This is a genomic window from Snodgrassella gandavensis (genome assembly GCF_914768025.1).
Classification (GTDB): Bacteria; Pseudomonadota; Gammaproteobacteria; order Burkholderiales; family Neisseriaceae; genus Snodgrassella; species Snodgrassella gandavensis.
This window is the reverse complement of record NZ_CAJZCE010000001.1, coordinates 187,146-207,330: the sequence shown is the minus strand read 5'-3', so window position 1 is coordinate 207,330 and position 20,185 is coordinate 187,146. Positions and strand designations below refer to the sequence as shown.

Annotated in this window: 15 protein-coding genes; 6 read left to right on the top strand and 9 right to left on the bottom strand. The window is 45.5% G+C overall.

Annotation, left to right across the window (positions count from 1 at the left end; genetic code table 11):
* Window positions 1–42: 42 nt before the first annotated feature.
* Window positions 43–882: a 4-hydroxybenzoate octaprenyltransferase gene (gene ubiA / locus MJ764_RS00975; RefSeq protein ID WP_239324068.1), complete on the bottom strand. Its 840-nt coding sequence runs from the start codon at window positions 880–882 to the stop codon at window positions 43–45.
* 246 nt (window positions 883–1,128) lie between these two features.
* On the opposite strand from ubiA, the gene MJ764_RS00970 reads away from it, so the two are divergent.
* The gene (locus MJ764_RS00970; RefSeq protein WP_239323808.1) at window positions 1,129–1,593 is read left to right on the top strand and encodes a SixA phosphatase family protein; all 465 of its coding nucleotides are present in this window, start codon (window positions 1,129–1,131) and stop codon (window positions 1,591–1,593) included.
* A 41-nt stretch (window positions 1,594–1,634) separates the two neighbouring features.
* A complete protein-coding gene (locus MJ764_RS00965) occupies window positions 1,635–1,991 on the top strand; it encodes a YkvA family protein (protein ID WP_239323806.1) in 357 nt (118 codons plus the stop codon).
* A 57-nt stretch (window positions 1,992–2,048) separates the two neighbouring features.
* On the opposite strand, the gene MJ764_RS00960 is transcribed toward MJ764_RS00965, so the two are convergent.
* The 8 genes from MJ764_RS00960 to MJ764_RS00925 all read right to left on the bottom strand — a co-directional run bounded on the left by MJ764_RS00960 (window position 2,049) and on the right by MJ764_RS00925 (window position 15,320).
* Window positions 2,049–2,771 (bottom strand): glutamine amidotransferase-related protein, encoded by a 723-nt coding sequence (locus MJ764_RS00960; protein ID WP_239323804.1) that lies wholly within the window; start codon window positions 2,769–2,771, stop codon window positions 2,049–2,051.
* 173 nt (window positions 2,772–2,944) lie between these two features.
* Window positions 2,945–4,537: a bifunctional aspartate transaminase/aspartate 4-decarboxylase gene (locus MJ764_RS00955; protein ID WP_239323802.1), complete on the bottom strand. Its 1,593-nt coding sequence runs from the start codon at window positions 4,535–4,537 to the stop codon at window positions 2,945–2,947.
* 31 nt (window positions 4,538–4,568) lie between these two features.
* Window positions 4,569–6,269: an aspartate-alanine antiporter gene (aspT, locus tag MJ764_RS00950; protein WP_239323801.1), complete on the bottom strand. Its 1,701-nt coding sequence runs from the start codon at window positions 6,267–6,269 to the stop codon at window positions 4,569–4,571.
* A gap of 864 nt (window positions 6,270–7,133) precedes the next feature.
* Window positions 7,134–8,696: a patatin-like phospholipase family protein gene (locus MJ764_RS00945; protein WP_239323800.1), complete on the bottom strand. Its 1,563-nt coding sequence runs from the start codon at window positions 8,694–8,696 to the stop codon at window positions 7,134–7,136.
* 193 nt (window positions 8,697–8,889) lie between these two features.
* Window positions 8,890–10,368 carry an efflux transporter outer membrane subunit gene (locus tag MJ764_RS00940; protein WP_239323799.1) on the bottom strand — a complete coding sequence of 493 codons (1,479 nt, stop codon included), beginning with the start codon at window positions 10,366–10,368 and terminating at the stop codon, window positions 8,890–8,892.
* A gap of 34 nt (window positions 10,369–10,402) precedes the next feature.
* Window positions 10,403–11,530: an ABC transporter permease gene (locus MJ764_RS00935; protein WP_239323798.1), complete on the bottom strand. Its 1,128-nt coding sequence runs from the start codon at window positions 11,528–11,530 to the stop codon at window positions 10,403–10,405.
* Window positions 11,531–14,320: a ribosome-associated ATPase/putative transporter RbbA gene (rbbA, locus tag MJ764_RS00930; protein ID WP_239323797.1), complete on the bottom strand. Its 2,790-nt coding sequence runs from the start codon at window positions 14,318–14,320 to the stop codon at window positions 11,531–11,533.
* Window position 14,321: 1 nt separating this feature from the next.
* Window positions 14,322–15,320, bottom strand: coding sequence for an HlyD family secretion protein (locus MJ764_RS00925; RefSeq protein ID WP_239323796.1), 999 nt, complete (start codon window positions 15,318–15,320; stop codon window positions 14,322–14,324).
* A gap of 253 nt (window positions 15,321–15,573) precedes the next feature.
* On the opposite strand from MJ764_RS00925, the gene MJ764_RS00920 reads away from it, so the two are divergent.
* From MJ764_RS00920 to ilvC, 4 genes are all read left to right on the top strand, one after another.
* Window positions 15,574–16,431, top strand: a complete 858-nt coding sequence (locus MJ764_RS00920; protein ID WP_239323794.1) for a chorismate mutase — start codon at window positions 15,574–15,576, stop codon at window positions 16,429–16,431.
* Window positions 16,432–16,821: 390 nt separating this feature from the next.
* Entirely contained in the window at window positions 16,822–18,594 is a 1,773-nt protein-coding gene (ilvB, locus tag MJ764_RS00915; protein WP_239323793.1) for a biosynthetic-type acetolactate synthase large subunit, read from the top strand.
* Window positions 18,591–19,082, top strand: a complete 492-nt coding sequence (ilvN, locus tag MJ764_RS00910) for an acetolactate synthase small subunit (protein ID WP_239323791.1) — start codon at window positions 18,591–18,593, stop codon at window positions 19,080–19,082. The genes ilvB and ilvN overlap by 4 nt, the downstream gene beginning before the upstream one ends.
* A gap of 84 nt (window positions 19,083–19,166) precedes the next feature.
* Complete coding sequence (gene ilvC, locus MJ764_RS00905; RefSeq protein ID WP_239323780.1) at window positions 19,167–20,183, top strand: ketol-acid reductoisomerase; 1,017 nt, start codon at window positions 19,167–19,169, stop codon at window positions 20,181–20,183.
* Window positions 20,184–20,185: the final 2 nt, after the last annotated feature.

The following is a 20,185-nucleotide window of genomic DNA, read 5'->3' as shown; positions in this document are numbered from 1 at the left end:
CAAAAAATTTGCTTCTTACCTGCTCAATACTGCCCTCAATCTTTATGCTTTACCCAGCCAGTAATGCAGTAATAGCCCAGTAAACCAGATGAGTCCAATTCGGTTATTACGTACAAACATAGTAAAGCATACTTTACGATCACGGGTACGGATTTTCCGCCACTGCCAGTACTGCAAGCTGAGTACCAGTGGCAGAGCCAGCCAGTACCAGAGACTGGCATGAATCAGCCAGCCAGCCAGAATCATCAGCATATCGAAGCCTGCATGGCACAACATAGCCGCAGTAATATCATGTTCACCGAAAGTAATCGCAGAAGTATGAATGCCAATTTTCAGATCATCCTCTTTGTCTGCCATGGCATAAATGGTGTCATAAGCCAAAGTCCATAACGTATTGGCCGCCAGCAAAATCCACGCAATCAGCGGCACATGATTGCTAACAGCAGCAAACGCCATCGGAATGCCAAACGAAAATGCCAAGCCAAGATATAGCTGTGGTAAGGGAAAAAAACGCTTGGTAAACGGATACGTTATGGCAAGAAACAGTGCCGGAATACTCATCATCCAGGTCAGCCGGTTCATAGGTAGCAAACACAGTGCCGCCAGAGCACACAACACTATAGTTAATGTAATTGCTTCTTTTTTGGTAACTTTTTTTAATGCAAACGGTCGCTGATTGGTGCGTTCAACGGCACCATCAAAATTGCGGTCTGCATAATCATTAATCACACAACCAGCACTGCGCATTAAAAATGTACCAATAGTAAACAACAATACGAGAAGCCCGTCCGGATGGCCATCTGCGGCAATCCATAATGCCCACCAAGTTGGCCACAGCAGCAGCAAGGTGCCAATTGGGCGGTCTATACGCATTAGTTGCATATAAATATGGAGGCGTTCCGCAAGCTGCGAGCACTTTTTGTGCTCCAATTCCCCTTCAACAGAAAATCGATTCACACCAGTCTTTCAATGTTAATGCTTGATTAAAAAACACAAAGATAGTCTGTATAACATTGCCAGAACCATCAAGATGCCACTACTATCATATAGCTGTCTGCAAACCAAACAATTGTAACATAAGCATAACAGCTCACTGTATTTTGATGCCATTATCCGAAAGAGTAAGATATGGATTTAATTTTATGGCGCCATGCCGAAGCTGAAGACAACTGGGATGATCTAGCTCGCAGATTAACAAACAAAGGCCAGCAACAGGCTAAAGTCAGCGCCCAGTGGCTACAGCAACACTTGCCTGCCAACTATCAGGTTTACTGCTCTGAAGCAGTACGGACACAACAAACTGCAAATTATCTTAAACAGCCTTTGTCTGTGCACAAATTGCTTAATCCTGATAGCCATCCGCTCAATCTGGCTACATTCCTGCAACAGCAGCCACCAACTGCTACCCAGATATGGGTTGGTCATCAACCGTGGATGGGTCAGTTTTGTGCCTATCTGCTCAATGGTGTCTGGTTACCACAACAATTCTGGTCGGTAAAAAAATCCGCTTTCTGGTGGTTTGATATCCGTTTTTACCACCAGCATCATCAGGCTCGTTTAAAAGTAGCCTTGTCTCCCACTGCTTTGAAGTAAGCCGTATACAAATAACTAATTAGCACGAAAGCACAAATGCTATGAATTTCTTCTCCAAAAAAGTGAATGTTCGCCACTCATGGTTTAATGAGCGGAGCTTTTTAGCCAAGCTGGCCAAAAACGCCTTGCGTCTGGGCAAGCCAGTTGTCGTGCAACTATATACCTTATATCTGCTGTTTAAATCACCTGAGACACCATTACGCAGCAAAATGTTGATTCTGGGGGCATTAGTCTACTTTCTCAGCCCGATAGACCTGATTCCCGATTTTCTTGGGCCACTCGGATTCACTGACGACATCGCAGTGATTACCATGGTGTGCAGACAATTACAGGCAGCCATAACACCGGCTCTGAAAGAACAAGCTCTGGCGGCCATTGCTCGATTCTTTCCTAAATGAAACACAGTAAAACATTAAGCAAAATTTGTTTTTAAACCCGATAATTCTCAGCTATCTTCATTGCAGCATCTGGTATCTCTGCATAAATTTATCCAGAAAAATAAATAACTGCTGATTCATTGCCGTGTAATTAAACGATTGTATTTCTTGTTCAGATTGTATAAAAAGGTATTTGTCTGCATGATGTAAATCGACCTTGGAATGCGCAATTAATGCATCAATTGCTGCTGTATTCAGCTCCAAATGACATTGAAACCCATATACCAAAGGCGCATAACGCACAATCTGCCGCGGACAACCGGTACTGTAAGCCAGAATTTGTGCCTGTGGTGTTAAGCCCGGCATATCTCCATGCCAGTGCCCTACAGTTAACTCTTTACCAAAATGCGCAATGAGCTCATCAGCCAAACCGGCTGAGGTCAGGTGTATCGGAAAATAACCTATTTCCCTATTGGGACTGGTTTCTACCATTCCACCCAGTGCCTGTCCTATTAACTGCGCGCCCAGACAGATACCCAATACAGCTTTGCCTTTATTAACAGCATCAATAATCAGTTTTTGTTCTGCGTTACTATCAAAATAGCTGCATTCCTTAGTTGAGGTTAAAGGTGATTGCGGACCACCCATCATAATCAGCATATCCAGATTCACGGCTGAATCTGGCAGTTTTTCGCCAAGATACAGACGTGAATACGAAATGTGATGTTTTCTACTTTTCGCCCACTCTTCGCAAGCTGCCGGACCTTCAAAATCTTCGTGAATAATAAAATGTATATGCATTCCTACTCTCCTCAGTGGATTCGAATCAGCTTTGACAAGCCAAAACTATACCGTTTTAACAACCAGATATCGAACCTAAACAGGATTTTTATTTGCACATAAGAGCAGGCAAACGCAATAGCACCGTACTTTGATAAAGTACGGTGCTGCTATTTAAGCTACAGTCAAATTAATTATTTGCTAGCTTTAAACTCTTCATGATACTCACAAGCCAGTTTGTGCAGTGAAGCACCGATAGCTTTGTACTGGTATTCATTCAGATTGGCTAAAGATACCCGGCCAGATGGGTGGCGAACGGCAAAACCTTTGCCCGGCAACAATACTACACCAGACTCATCTGCAATTCTGAACAGTAGTTCATTCGGATTTTTGGTTTTAACCACCCACTCGGCAAATTCATCACCATACAACTGACGGGCAGTATCTTCCATATCCACCAGAGTATAGTAATCCACACTGTTTTCATTAAACTCGTGTTTAATACCCAACTGTTTGTACATGGCTGCACTACGATTGCGAATCAACGCCATCAGAGCATCTTTATACTGTTTCTTGGTATCCATCATTTCAGCCAGAGAGAACAGTACCATCTGTACCTGTTGTGGTGTAGACAAGCCAGCGGTGTGATTCAGAGCCACAGCACGGCTGTCTGCAACCATACGGTCGATCAGTTTCAGTTTTTCCGGTTCAGGAGTAATAGACAGATAGCGTTTGTGCAACACCTGACGTTCTTCTTCAGGCAATTCAGCAATTTTCTTGTCCAGTACATTTTCTTTGGCCATGGCAATTACGCCCAAGCGCCAGCCAGTAGCACCGAAGTATTTGGAGAAAGAATAAACCAGAATAGTGTTGTATGGGCACAGCGTGAACAGAGATTCAAAGTTCTCAGCAAATGTACCATAGACGTCATCGGTCAGAATGATCAGGTCTGGACGTTTTTTCACGATATCAGCAATAATTTGCAGACTGCGATCATCCATTTTCACTGAAGGCGGATTGGATGGATTAACCAGATAGAATGCCTTGATTGAAGGGTCTTCCAGTTTACGCAATTCGCTTTCAGGATACTGCCAGTCCAGTTTCGGATCAGCATTGATTAGCACTTCTTCCAGTTCGTAATCATTCAGTTCAGGGATTTCCAGATAAGGCGTGAAAATCGGTGCGCCCAAAGCAATCTTGTCACCGTGACGAATCAAACCATTCTGTTTCAGTGAACTGAAAATGTATGCCATCGCAGCAGTACCACCTTCAGTTGCAAACAGGTCGATGTCGTCATTACTCATCGTTTTGGCACCCATTTCTTCCAGAATATAGGTTTTAACGATTTCTTCAGACAGACGCAACATACGGTCTGGTACGGGATAATTACAGCCTAGGATACCTTCAGTCATTTCCAGCAAAAACTGATGCTGATTGTAACCAAGCTGGTCACGTACATAAGACATAGCTTTGCTCAGGAAATCCACACCTGGATTGTGGCGGTTGCGACGAATAAAATCGTCAAAGCGTGCCATCAAATCATCTTTGAAAGGCATACCACCGATATTCTGATCCAGGAAAGAGAAAGAAATTTCAGACTCTTCAGTGGCAAACAGACCTAATTCAAAAAAAGCATTGCGAGGCAAAGTAGCCAGAAAATTAGGATTGCCACGACCAGCATTCAGCATCATGCGATCATTGCGACTCTGTGCCAAGTCAATCAAATGGTTTTTCAACTCAAATGGACTTAAATTAGCATATTTTTCAAAATCATGTTTTGAAGTCATAACGGTTTCCTCAAGAAATTAAAAGCACATATCAGACAAGAGCCACAATCAATGGTCCTAACAATGTCAGGAACACATTGGCTAATGCATATGTAACGGCAAATGGAGTAGTCGGAATAGCATTACCTGCTTTATCCAGAACTTCACCAAATGCAGGATTGGCACTACGTGAACCAGATAAAGCACCAGCAAACACCGCTGCATTATCATAACGAAGCACATAGCGACCAAAGAAAATAGCCAGAATCATCGGAACCAGCGTAACCACGACACCAATCAAAAACAGAGTCAACCCATGTTCTTTAATAGTCGTAATTGCCTGTAATCCAGACTGCAAACCCACTACAGACACAAAACCAGCCAAACCAAAATCTTTCATAAACTGAGAAGCGGCAACCGGCATATTGCCAAAGGTCTGTTTGCGGGCACGTAGCCAGCCGAAGAACAAACCGGACAGCAGCGCACCACCACCGGCACCCAAAGTAATCGGAATATTGCCAACACGAACCACTACCCAGCCGATAATCAGACCAAGCACTACACCCAGACCGTGATAAGCCCAGTCAGTTTTACTGTTAACAGTAATCGGCGCGCCAATAATGTGAACGACACGATTAATATCACTGGTAGAACCGTAAATGGTCATCACATCGCCCAGCTTGAATTCTGTATCAGGAGTGATATCCAGCTTTTGACCGTTGCGATGCAACGCAACCAGATAGATACCGTGCTGAATTTCAAAGTCATTGTCACTCAGATGTACTTTAGAACGGATTTCAGCCATGGTTTTATTGGCATACTCAGGATTGCGGAATACCACATCCTTAGTATCAACAATCACTTCCAGCCCATGTTCTGAATCCAGCTCACGGCCAAATAAAGTGCTGACAGAAGTAACAGCTTCACGCCGACCAACAATCAGAATAATGTCATCCGCTTTCAGCACAGTAGACGGCGTGCAATCGATCAGATTGCCATGACGTTTAATGCGTTCGATGGTAATACCCATATTTTCCAGCTCTATATCCTTAATGGTTTTATGAATATCACGTTCAACCACATAGATACGGCCAACCATCTGAGTAATTGCCATCCCCTGATTGCCTTCCAGTGCCATGGCACCTTTCAGTTGCTCAGCTTCGGCAGCCACTGCATCATCACGAATATCGCGCCCCATGACTTTTGGCAGCACATTCATACAGATAATGATTGCACCCAGTGAACCAAAGATATAAGTCACCGCATAACCAATGGCCACATTAGCCTGCAATTGCTGCAATTGATCTGCGGGCAGCCCCATATGCGTCAAGGCATCAGCAGCTGTACCCAGAATGGCCGACTGAGTTAAGCCACCGGCAGCCAGACCAGCAGCCAGACCTTTATCGAGATGGAACAGACGTGCCATAATCATCACCGTAATAAAACCGGTAATGGCAATGAACAGCGCCAGAAAGATTTCACGCAGAGTTTTTACGCCCAGTGAACGGAAAAACTGGGGGCCACTTTCATAACCCACAGCATAAATAAATAAAGTAAACAGCAAAGCTTTAAGACCAGAATCAATGTGAACATTGAGCAGACTTAAAACTACTGCCACCAACAGAGAACCAGCAACTCCGCCGAGCTGGAACTTACCGAAGCGAAAACTGCCCAGTAAATAGCCCAGACTTAACGACAGAAACAGCAGAATAACCGGCGATTCCTGAATATTAGTCAATACCCAATTCAACATATGTCTACCTTCTCCTGAAAGAACGAAGATTAGTGTGCGCTTGTGCGATTTTAATTTTTGTCTTTATTTTCATAGGTATGAAAATAAATGATAACTTTGGTATTTTGTTAACACCAAAGGCATATAATTAAATTAAATAATCACGTTTAGGTCATATGTAAGAATAAATTCACACTTACCACAAAAGGCGAATTAAGCAACTTTTTCATTGATTTAAAAGAAGAAAGTTAAGAATTTGTTTAGAAAATTTCATTAATATACTAATAAAATCAAAGGATAAATTATGCTATAAATATAATAATTATAAAATAACCCAATAACGCTATATTTAGCATACAAATTAAATAATCCATTTTTTTTTAAATATATTTATATAAATTGCATATATCATTATTAAGCTATATAAATGCTTTTCGCAACCTAAGTAACAAGCCATAACATACTGAAATAATACCAAGAATCCAAATTAGAAAACCGACTATTCTTACCTCACTCCGTGGCCATTTTACAACAAAATCCATTTTTTCCTAAAAAAATTGAAAATAAAATTAACATAACTTGCAAATTAAAAAATTTACTTCAGTAAGTAGCCAACTAATTCCATTTCGCTACACAAAATTTACACAAAATAATGGCAAACCGGCCGGCCAAAACCCCATCGACAGATAATAGCCATATATTGATTCTGAGCGGCGAATGAGCGCTTACCAGCAAAGAAAAACAAAAAAGCCTGAAAAAGAGCTTTCAGGCTTTATTAATAATGATTTTTTATATAAAAACTTATTGAGTAATGGCAAAACGTAACCGCAACAAATACACACTTATTTGCTAACCCACCTATTTATTTAGTCAGGTCAAAATAAATCAGCGCAGCAACGGTAGCGACTCAGTATTGATAAAATTGACTACATTATTTAGATCATTTTGTGGATTATCAACCATATCAGAATTTTTGGTATCCGCCGCCGCTGCATCAGAGTCTGGATCAGATGCGTCATCATCATATAGCGTTAATGATTCCGTCTTAGGTGCTGAAGATGGCACACCAATGTCTTTAATCAGCCGCTGATACTCTGGAGATTGTGTCAGCAACTGTTTAGCAGCCTTACGCAGGTTATTGACTTCACTATGAGCCAGATAAAATGTAGTCGGTATATGAATTACTTTTTCTCTCAACGGCGAAGGCGGCAAATCCAGCAAATTCACACTAATATAATAGACACGTGGCGTGTTCCCACTACGGTTCTCGTTCCACCATTCAGCATATTTTTGAAACTGACGCTGCGTATCTTCCGAATACTTCTCAATCGGAATACTGGTCAACGCCCTGACTACATCTGCCGTACCCGGGACACTGGCACTACTGTCAATTTCATTTTTTCGCTGCGACTGTGCATTGACATTAATAATAATGATTTTATGAATATTCGCCGATTCCAAACGATCGTACAGAGTTTTATTACTATATAGTTCTGTCGTATCCAGCAGACTGCGCAAGCCAAGATTATCAGTCAGTCCACCATCCAGTAAGTGAATATAAGGCCGTTTCTGACTATCCTGATACTGTTTCAGATTAGCACGGTAAACCGCGCGCGTCTGAGCACGAAACGCAGTGGTACCAGTAGCATCCGCAGTATTGCTGTCCTCGAGATCATTAGGTAACTGATAGTGACAGTTGCCACCATTGTTATTCAGTGTTACCGGAGCAAATACCAACGGTACTGCGCTGGAAGCAGCCACTGCCCGTGCAATAGGTACCTTGGTTAAATCCAGACAGAGCACATCAAAATATTCTTGCGTAAAATCCAGCCGACTGCCCAGACTCATATCCGTAGCACTAATCACAACAAACGGCCCTCGACGTTTATTATTTAAATCGGCATAGGTAGCACCATGATATAAATGTAAATCTAGCTGCTCCTGCAGCAAATCCCCGCGGCCAAACTCCGGCGAAGCCAGTCGCGACCAGTTTGCCATCGAAAACACCTGCCCGATAAGCATTTTCTGTAAATTCTGATTGAGAAAATTATGCTCAAATCTGGGAATCGTGTCTGCACCATGTAAGCCAAAATAAGTAGCCAGTACAGAACCGCCAGAAATGCCATAGGCCACATCCACTGTATCGAGCAGACTGGTTTGTCTGCCACCAATTTTCACCTGCTGCTTTTTCAGCGATTCAAGAACGCCGTAGCCAAAGGCTGCTGCACGTGTGCCGCCACCAGAGAACATAACAATACCAATTACATCATCTCTTTTATCCGTATTATTGTTTAATAAAGCATTTTGCAGTCGATAGCCCTTACTTTCATTAATATGATCAAGCGTTGCCACCGGCTGATATTGCAAAGTAGCACAGGCATTCAATCCGAATACAACAATCAAAGTTAGCATCAGCCATATTGTGGATCGAGTAATACACAGCGGCATATATGGCTCCCAGACCAAAAAAAGCGTATTAAAATATTCCGTTCAATTATCAATAATACTATTTTTATTGATTAAAGTGCCAGAGTAATATTGTCACCACTATTCAACCTTATCAGTTCTACTTTGTAATTACACTATTAAATTATTAAATTACCGATGCAGTCCGGAAACTAAATCCTGTTGCGCGTATTGGCTATTCTGCATCACTGCCCTGCCAGCCACCGCCAAGTGTCTTGTACAGATTGACCAGATTACGCGCTTCTTCCAACCGGCTCTGAATCTGTTTATCAGCCAAATCTTCTGCATTCAAACGTGCCCGCAAACTGCGATCTAGTGTCATATCGCCAAAGCGAAACAGTTTCTCGGCTGCACTGGCCTGACTGGCCGCCTGCGTTTGCGCCAGATGCATTAACTGGGTTTGCTGGTACAGGCTAAACTGCATCTGATAAGCATTATCTACTTCGGCCAGCGCCTGCAAAATCATATTATCATACGCAGCAATAGCTGCCTGTAACTGGGCATCTGCTCTTTCAATATTATGTTTAATACGGCCGGCGGTGAATACTGGAATTGTCATACCAGCATCAAGCAGGCCAACAATATTTTTTAAATATGATGTATTGTTATTTAAATGTATCTGGCCAGTTTGCCATAAAAAATTAAGTGTAAAACGCGGCAGCCGATCTGCTTTAGCACTGGCCAGCCCAGCGCTCATCGCTTTCACCACATTTTCCTGAGTACGAATGTCCGGCCGCCGGATAATGACCTCCAATGGTAACTGTCCAGCAGGTGCCGAAGGTAAATGCTGAAAAATGTCCAGAGACGCAGGAGCAATAGCAAAACCCTGCGGTGGCTGGCCGGTTAATACCGCGATATTGCGTTGGTATACATCTGCCTGTGCCTGATAAGTGGCAATCTGTGCCTGCATACCGGCCAGCTTGGCAGCAATTTCCCTTACATCATAAGCTGTAGTCTGGCCAGCACGAAAACGACCAACTGTATAGCGCTGCAATTCTTTGAGCGTAGCCACACTGTGTTCACCCACTTTCGCCCGCTGCTGCATGGCACGCATTTTCAGATAATTATCAGCAATCTCACTACTGAGTAGCATCTGAGCACCATGCCAGCGTTCTGTTTCGCTCAGACTCAGATAATGCATTTCATCAGCATCACTGCGCTTCTGCCCGAATACATCCGGTTCCCAGCTAGCGGTAAAACCCGCCTGCGCCATATTGCCATGCCAGCGACTGCGATTGGCACCCAAAGGTGAACCAGTCGCCTGTAAATAATCTTTAGTATTACCGATTCTCGGCAGATTCAGGTCTTTGAGCGCATTGGCACCATTGTAGCGGTGTAAGCCGCCACTGCTTTCCACCTCAGCCTGCGGACCAAGATCAGACTCCGCCACGGCTGCACTGGCACGGGCTGAAAGCATATTGGCTTTCATTTTGGCCAGATTACGGTTATTCTTTAAGCCAGTATTGATCAAGTCGTTCAATATTGGGTCTGGCCAGCTCTGCCACCAGCGGCTGATGTCTGCTGCACCGCGGGCTGTCGCACTGTGCTCAAACTGCTGTGGTACACCCACAGTAGATTTCACCTGAATATCGGTTCTGCCACAGCCTGCCATTAACCCCATAGCCAGTAATACCGGCAACCATGTTTTATTCATTACCTTACTTCCCGAAAATCCGGCGCAACCATCATTAAGAATGCTGTGCCAGCATGCCACGAAAGCGCGATAGAGCCAAAGCCAGAAACAGCGCACCCATGATTGTCATCATCATAATTTTCGGCCAGACAATATCCAGCCCAGCATTACGAAACAGCACATCCTGACTAAACTGAGTAAACTGGGTTTCTGGCGAAAACCAAGTTATATACTGAAAAAAAGCCGGCATGCTTTCCAGCGGCGATTCTGAGCCTGAAAGCAAACGCATGACCACATATATCGGCAAACACAACAAACCAAATTGCGGCATGGTTGGTGCCAGCGTCGCAAACCAGATACCCAGCGAAGCCACAGAAAACAAATAAATCAACATACCCAGACTAAACAAAGACACCGAACCATTAATCGGAATACCCAGCCAGCCCTCAATCACCAGCCACAGCGACAGCAGAGAAGCCACCGAAATCACCGCACCATTAGCAAAAATCTTGGCCATAACAATTTCACTGGGGTGTACCGGCATCACCAGCAACTGCTCAATCGTCCCGTGCTCACGCTCACGAATTACTGCTGCACCGACCAGAATAATTGCCAGTAAAGTCAGATTTGATATCACATTCATCGTAGCGATAAACCATGAAGATTCACCATTGGGATTAAACTGGATATTCAGCACCGGAGTCACCGGCGAATACTCAGCCGCCACCGGCTGATGTAAAAATGAGCGTGTCTGAGCATCAATTATCTGGCTTAAATAATTAAAACCAATACCAGCCTGCGTTACCGAAGTGGCATCAGCCAGTACCTGAATGGTAGGCGAACGCCCTGCCAGCACATCACGTTCAAAATTAGCCGGAATATCCAGCACAAACACGTAATCGCCTTTATCCATGGCCGCATCAATTTCCTCGCGCTTTACCTCTACCGGCGGCTTGAAGTATGGTTCCAGCAAAGAGTCACGAATCCGGTAAGACAGAATACTGTGGTCTGCATCCATTACCGCCACAGAAGCATGTCGCACTTCCGTGGAAATACTGGTGGCCACAGAATATATGGCTACAGACAACACCACCACCATCAGGGCAATCAGTACCACATCGCTCAGCAGGCTTTTCAGTTCTTTAATACTCAGTACCCACACATTTTTAAACCATTGCAGCATTTACACCTCCTGCTTTTTCAATAAGCAGCCGGCCAAAAATACATACACCAGACAAAATGCCAGCAATACCAGATAATAGTTAACAAAATCCAGAAAGCCCAAACCTTTAGTAAAACCGCCCAGACTGATTAACTGATACCATGCAGTGGGAAAACTCCAGCCAAACCAGTAATTCACACCAGTTAGCGTGGATAAGGGATAAAGCAGGCCGGAAAAATTCAGCGCCGGAATCAGTGACAAGATAGCAGAACCAAAAATCGCCGCCACCTGTGACTTAACAAAACTGGAAATAAGTAAGCCAAAAGCGGTGGCCGCACAAATCAGCGCCAGTGCCCCCAGACTCATGGCAAAGAAACTGCCACGTACCGGTACACCCAGTACTATTACCGCCAGCCACACCAGAATCAGATAGCTGATAAAGGAAACAAACACATAGGGTATCTGCTTGCCAATCAGAAACTGCCTTACCGAAGCCGGGGATGTATACAGATTGGTAATTGAACCAATTTCCCGCTCGCGTACCACCCCCAGTGCCGTCATCATAACCGGTATCAGCATCATCGCCATCATAATCATGCCGGGTGTTATTGCAAAAATACTCTTAAAATCCTGATTGTATACATAGCGCGGCGCAATCTGCGCATTAGGCTTGAGCGATACCGGCAAACCTTTCTGAGCCCATTCAGCCGTAGCATAGCGATTCAATATCACCAGAATAAAACTTTTAATATTTTCCGCCATAAACGGCATGGTACCATCTACATAAAATCCTACTTCCGGCTTATCACCACGCAGCAAATCGCGACCAAAATGTGGGGGAATATCAATAACCAGTCTGGCTCGCGAAATTTTCAGCGTTTGGTCAACTTCACTGGCATCATGCAGATTACCGGTAAAGGTAAAATAGCGCGAACCTTGAAAATGTTCGATTAACGCACGACTTTCCACCGTTTGATCACGATCCAATACCGCAAATTTCACATGCTCTACATCAAAAGACACCGACCACGCAGCCATCATCATTAAAACAACCGGCCCGAACAAAGCAAAAAACAGGCGGATTTTATCGCGTAGCAACTCCTTGCCTTCACGTACAGCAAACGTCCATACCGTCTGTAGCCAGTAAGTAAAACTATCAACATTCATTGCCTTGCCAGCAGTTTGCGCCAGTTTGGTTTCCTGTGGCGGATTATGCTCGGCAGTTGCTGGCTGATTAGCCTGATTCTTGTCTACCGCTTCCTGCAAATAATCAATAAATGCTGTTTCCAGATCATCTGTATTCTTGTTAGCGCACAACTCAGCAGGCGTACCAATAGCCAACACCCGTCCCTGATGCATAAACGATATGCGGTCGCATCGTTCTGCCTCATTCATAAAATGCGTCGATACAAAAATAGTGGTGCGATTATGCCGCGATAAATCAAGCAGATGATGCCAGAACATATCTCTGGCTACTGGGTCAACCCCTGATGTTGGTTCGTCCAGAATCAATACCTGCGGATGGTGCAGACAGGCCGCCGCCAGTTGCAAACGCTGCCGGATACCCAAAGGCAATTCACTAGGCTGGATATCAGCAAATTCAACCAGATCAAACTGCTGTAAAGACTGCTGAACCGAAGAACCAATCTGCACCGCATCCATACGATATAGCCGAGCAGAAAGAACCAGATTCTGCCGTACCGTTAATTCCTCATATAAAGAAAACGACTGCGACATGTATCCAATTTTCATGCGTGTCGTCATATCATCGGCATCAACCGTGTGCCCAAGCAACTGAGCAGTACCTGAGCTTGCGTCCAGCAAACCAGTGAGCATTTTCATAGTTGTCGATTTACCGCAACCATTTGACCCCAGAAAACCAAAAATTTCGCCACGCTCAATCGTAAAGCTAACATTATTTACTGCAACAAAGTCCCCGAAACGCTTGGTTAAATCTTTAGCCTCAATAGCCGGTGGCGAATCCTTATCGGGTACAAACGGCGTCAACTGTAAACTACCGCCCTTGTCCTGTTTCGACGCAGGTAGCATTTTCACATAAGCCTGCTCCAGCGTATCCGTGTGCGTGTCTTGCAATACCTGTTGCGTCGGTGCATTAACAATCAGGTGGCCATCATCCATTGCCAGCAAATATTCAAAGCGTTTGGCTTCATCAAAATAGGCAGTAGCCACAATAACCGTCATATTCGGGTTTTCCTGCCGCAATTGATCAATCAACTGCCAGAACTGCCGTCGTGATAAAGGGTCAACCCCAGTAGTTGGCTCATCCAGAATCAGCAACTCAGGATTATGTACCAGCGCACAACACAGGCTTAACTTCTGCTTCATCCCGCCAGACAGCTTACCAGCCGGCCGGTCGGCAAAAGGTGTCAGACCCGTAGCCTGCAACAAACGCGCAATACGCTCATGCCGCATCGCGCCACGCAAACCGAATAAGCGTGCATGGAAATCAACATTTTCATTAACTGATAAAGTTGGATACAGATTCTGGCCAAGCCCCTGTGGCATAAATGCAATACGATGGCTTAGCAGCTGACGGCTGTGCTTATCTGCCATGCTGTCACCAAATACCAGCACCTCGCCCTGCTGAATAATCTTCACACCAGCAATCAACGACAGCAAAGTCGATTTACCTACCCCGTCCGGCCCAATCAGGCCTACCGTGGCACAACGCCTGATTTGCAGCGACACATCGCGCAGCGCCACCGTTTGCCGGTATTGGTGAGATACATGGCGTAAATCAACAGCCCAGTTTTCTCCTGTCGCAGCCTGCTCTTTGGCAGTACTATCCATCTCAGGCACCTTTGGCTGATTGTTTCATACTGGGTAGATTAACCTGCCACTGCTGCGGCCATGCCTTACTGTTATCTAAACGGATATAGCCGTTACCCGTTAAGCCGCCCTTGAGCAAACCACTGTATTGCAACGCAATCTGCGGCGGAATTCTTAGCTTAACCTTATACATCAGCTTTTGCCGCTCGTTCAGCGTTTCCACAAATTTGGGCGTAAATTGCGCACTGGAATCAATAAAATCCACTTTTGCCGGCCAGACTGCATTCATCCCATCCAGAATAATCCGTGCTTCATCGCCAAGCTTCAGCTTACCAATAGTATCCGTGGGCAAATACACCGACAGCGTCACATCAGTTGGGTCTAACAGCGACACAACCTTATAGCCCTCACCCAGCACATTACCGGCTTCAGCAATACGATACTCAACCCGACCGGCTTTAGGCGCCCGAATCAGCATATCGTTGTTTGCAGAAGAAGTAGCATCAATTTGCGCCTGCGCCTGTTTTACCGCAGCCTGTGCCTCAGCGCGTGCCGCCTGTGCCGCTTTAACTTTAGCAATAGCCGCATCGCGGTCAGCCAGACGCCGGCGTAATTCCGGCGAAGATACCAGCTCATCTGATCTAAGCTGGCGCGTATTATCCAGATCCATCTGCGCAACTTTATGCGCCTGTTGCTGGGCAGCAATTTCCGCTTCTGCTTTAGCCACATTTTCCTGTGCGCGCAGTTTATCCGCACGCGCAGCCGCTAGCTTACTACTGGTCTGATCAGATGAAAGCTCAGCCAAAACCTGATTTTTGGCTACTACATCTCCCTCATCCACCTTCATTTCCACTACCCGGCCAGAATATAAAGTAGCCACATCCAGCCGTTTTAACTCCATGCGACCATTGCCACCAGCAAAACCATCCGGTAAAGCAGTATGACTGCGCATATTGATCCATACCGCCAGCCCTACCAATACCAGTACCACCAACACAAACAACAGTCTTCTTATTTTCATTTATCTATTCCTGATTATTGAACTGTTTTACTGGTTTCGCATCACGAAACTCGCCGAATTTTACTCACGCAAGTTAACACATAAAATAAAGCCACATTTCATCAATAACAATAGTTTACTATCACTGTTGTAGTATTACCATAATAGCTGACACCCTAAATGGATAGGCTTAATTCTGATTCCTGCCAATCGCCACTTGTCAGCATCCTGATTTTTTCTGACAATCAGAATACTGCTCTCAAGGACTTCCGACATGATTATCGTAATGCAGCGTCAGGCAACAGCAACCCAGATCAACAACGTCATCACTTTTATCCGCCAGCGCGGACTGCATGAACACGTATCGCACGGTGAAGAACGTACCATTATCGGCGCAGTTGGCGACGAAAGAGTATTTGAACCACGCGAGCTTGAAGCACTCGCCGGCGTTGAAAAAGCATTGCGCATACTACAGGACTGGCGCATCATCAGCCGCGAAATTCAGCCGCAGGACACCATCATCACCGTACGCGGCCAGCAATTCGGCGGTCAGCACTGTCATCGGGTAGCCAGCATAACCGGCTTACAACTTCCAGAAAACAACAACATATTTATCGACCCTTTCTACCAGACTGCCTCACCCTATACACCACCCCAGCAAACCAGTACTAACATGCAGCAACAGATTAAACAGGCACATCAGGCCAATAAATCCGTCTGGTTACGCATCAGAGATGTGCGCCAGCTCGAACCAGCCTTACAGGCAGAAGCAGATATTATTTATCTGGGCGGAGAACTCATGTCCAACCGTACCCTGCTCAATGAAGTAGGCTGTCTGAATATCCCGGTAGTATTGTGCAAAGACAAACATCATCAGGTTGATGACTGGCTGATTGCTGCTGAACACATCGCCCTCAAAGGCAATCATCACCTGATGCTGGGCGAAGCCGGAACATTAAGCCTTGAGCGCAATGCCCCATACAGGCTTGATGTAGAAGGCATTGTTAAAGCCAGACAAATTACCCATCTCCCTATTGTTGCCAACATTTCCCACCTTGCCCATGCCTATATGAATAGTGCAACACTTATGCAACTGGCACAGGCAGCAGGTGCCCATATCATCATCTATTAATTGGACAATAAGTCTAAATTTTAAAAACTAACAAAAACCTATAATTTCCTCAAATTTGGACAAATTAATCAAAATAAACAGTTTAATTTGTCCAAATTAAGCATTATATTGCCCATAAATAAAAAAATTTAGCATTAAATAAATTTAAAAAACCATAAAAACAGCAATTTTCCTAAAATTAGCGCTTGCTTAACATCAATACCTGCTTTATCGTAAACATTCATTTAGCTAACCCAAACCTGCTAATCCGACTATCGGACGCAGAGCCAACAGTTCATCACAATAGGTGTCTTCGCGTACCCCAAATCGCTGTTTACATCTATTAAATCTTACCGGATGAAGATGCATTGGCAACGTGTCAGTCGGACTACTAGAACATAAGAGGTTGATATGCAACTTTCAGGTGCACAAATACTCGTGCAGAGTCTCAAAGCCGAGAATGTAGAATATGTTTTCGGATACCCCGGCGGAGCAGTTCTCGAAATTTACGACGCCATCTTTCAGTTAAAAAAATTTCGCCACATACTGGTCAGACACGAACAGGCCGCAGTTCACGCTGCCGATGCCTATTCACGTGCCAGTAATGGTGAAAAAATCGGCGTAGCACTGGTCACTTCCGGGCCGGGAGCCACCAATGCCATTACCGGTATTGCCACAGCCAATTCCGACTCAGTACCCCTCGTGGTTATTTCCGGTCAGGTTGGCACGCCCGCCATTGGTTCCGATGCCTTTCAGGAAGTAGATACCGTTGGCATTTCCCGCCCCTGTGTCAAACATAATTTTCTGGTAACACACATCAGCGAACTGGCTGAGACCGTAAAAAAAGCATTCCAGCTTGCCCGTACCGGCCGGCCGGGCGTAGTGGTTATCGATGTGCCTAAAGATGTTACCCAGGCAATGGCCAAATTCAGCTATCCTCAGGAAGACATCAATATCCGCTCCTATCAGCCCGTCACCCACGGGCACACCGGCCAGATAAAAAAAGCAGCACAGGTAATGGCGGCGGCCAAACGTCCGATAGTTCTGTTTGGTGGCGGCGTGATACTGGGTAACGCCAGCAATGTCCTCACTGACTTCATCCAGTCTACCGGCACACCCTGTGTATCCACCTTGATGGGATTGGGCGCATTCCCCAGCACCAATCGTCAGTTTCTGGGCATGGTAGGCATGCATGGCTGCTACGAAGGCAATCTGGCCTTGCAGAACGCAGATGTTGTACTGGCCGTGGGCGCACGCTTTGATGACCGCGTTATCTCTGTACCGGGCAAATTTACCGATGATGGCAAAAAAATCATCCATATTGATATCGACCCCTCCAGCATTGCCAAACGCGTTAAAGCAGATGTACCGATTGTTGGCGATGTAAAAAACGTCCTTGCTGATTTACTCGCCCTGTGGCAGAAACAGAATCTGGCTTTCAACAGCAATGCACTGGAAAGGTGGTGGAAAACCATCGAAAACTGGCGCGGCCATAACAGCTTGTGGTTTGACAGCACAGGCGAATCTATCAAGCCGCAACAGGTAATCCAGACACTGGCCAAACTTACCGGCAATAATGCCCTCATTACCTCCGATGTCGGCCAGCACCAGATGTTCACTGCGCAGTACTACCCGTTTCAGCGGCCACGCCAGTGGCTCAATTCCGGCGGACTGGGCACAATGGGCGTAGGCTTGCCTTATGCCATGGGTGCCAAACTGGCCAAACCAGAGGAAGACGTATTCTGTATCACCGGTGAAGGTTCCATTCAAATGAACATTCAGGAACTGTCCACCTGTTACCAGTATCGCCTGCCCATCAAAGTAATCAACCTGAATAACGGCTTTCTCGGCATGGTTCGCCAGTGGCAGGAGCTGTACTACGAAAATCGTTACTCCGAAACCTATATGGAATCACTGCCCGACTTTGTCAAACTGGCCGAAGCCTACGGCCATATCGGTATCCGGGTTGAAAAAACAGCCGATATAGAAGGTGCCCTGAAAGAAGCCATTGCCTTGAAAGACCGATTGGTATTCATGGACTTCATTACCGACCGTACCCAGAATGTCTACCCGATGGTAGGCAATGGCAAAGGACTGGACGAAATGGTGTTACCACCGCATATGAGTGAACCCCAAACTGCCGCAAACAATGACCGCGAACAGAATAGCCGGAGTGCATCATGAGACACATTTTATCTATTCTGATGGAAAATCAATCTGGTGCCATGAGTCGCATCGTTGGCCTGTTTTCAGCCCGTGCCTACAACATCGATTCTCTGTCTGTATCGCCCACAGAAGACAAAACCCTGTCACGCATGACAATCGTCACCAGCGGTAACGATCTGGTCATGGAGCAGATAACCAAACAGCTAAACAAACTGATTGAAGTCATCAAGGTAATCGACCTCAATGACAGCCAATACGTCGAACGCGAACTAATGCTAGTCAAGCTGCGCGCCACCGGTAAAGACCGCGATGAAATACTGCGTCTGGCTGATATTTTCCGTGGCCATATTATCGATGTTACCGATAAAACTTACACCGTAGAAATCACCGGCACCAGCAACAAGCTTGATGCCTTTCTGGATACCGTGGGTAAAACACTGATTCTGGAAACAGTTCGCACCGGTGCAGCCGGCATAGGCCGCGGTGACCGCATGTTACGTATTTAATCAGGCACGCTAACAAAATTACCGGCTTAAAGCCATACCCAAACACCAATTAGAGAATCAAAGCATTAAACCAAAGGAATAACAATGCAAGTTTATTATGATAAAGACGCCGACCTGTCATTAATCAAAGGCAAAACCGTAGCCATCATTGGTTATGGCTCACAGGGTCATGCCCATGCTGCCAACCTGAAAGATTCAGGTGTTAACGTAATCGTAGGCTTACGCAAAAACGGTAGCTCATGGCACAAAGCAGAAAATGCCGGTCATGACGTACGTGAAGTGGCCGAAGCCACCAAAGCGGCGGATGTAGTCATGATTCTTACCCCGGATGAATTTCAACCGGCAGTATATGTAAATGAAATTGCCCCCAACCTGAAAGACAATGCCACCCTAGCCTTTGCCCATGGCTTCAATATCCATTACAACCAGATTATTCCAGCCAAAAATCTCGACGTAGTCATGATTGCCCCCAAAGGCCCCGGTCACACCGTGCGCAGCGAATTTCTCAAAGGTGGCGGCGTACCTAGCCTGATCGCCGTACATCAGGATGCAACCGGCCGTGCCCGTGACATCGCCTTATCCTATGCAGCAGCCAACGGCGGTACCAAAGGAGGCGTTATCCAGACCACATTCAAAGAAGAAACCGAAACCGACCTCTTCGGCGAACAGGCCGTATTGTGCGGTGGGCTGGTTGAATTAATCAAAACCGGTTTTGAAACACTGGTAGAAGCCGGCTATGCTCCCGAAATGGCTTACTTTGAATGTCTGCACGAAATGAAATTAATCGTAGATTTAATCTACGAAGGCGGCATTGCCAACATGAACTACTCCATTTCCAACAATGCAGAATACGGCGAATACTTCACCGGCCCGCAAGTAGTAAATGAACATTCACGTCAGGCAATGCGTGAAGCATTAAAACGCATTCAAAACGGCGACTATGCCAAATCCTTTATCGTGGAAGGTGCTACCAACTACCCGTCCATGACTGCCCGTCGCCGTCAGAATGCCGAACATCCGATTGAAATTGTTGGTAACCAGTTACGCAGCATGATGCCATGGATTGCCAAAAACAAACTGGTTGATCAGGACAAAAACTAATT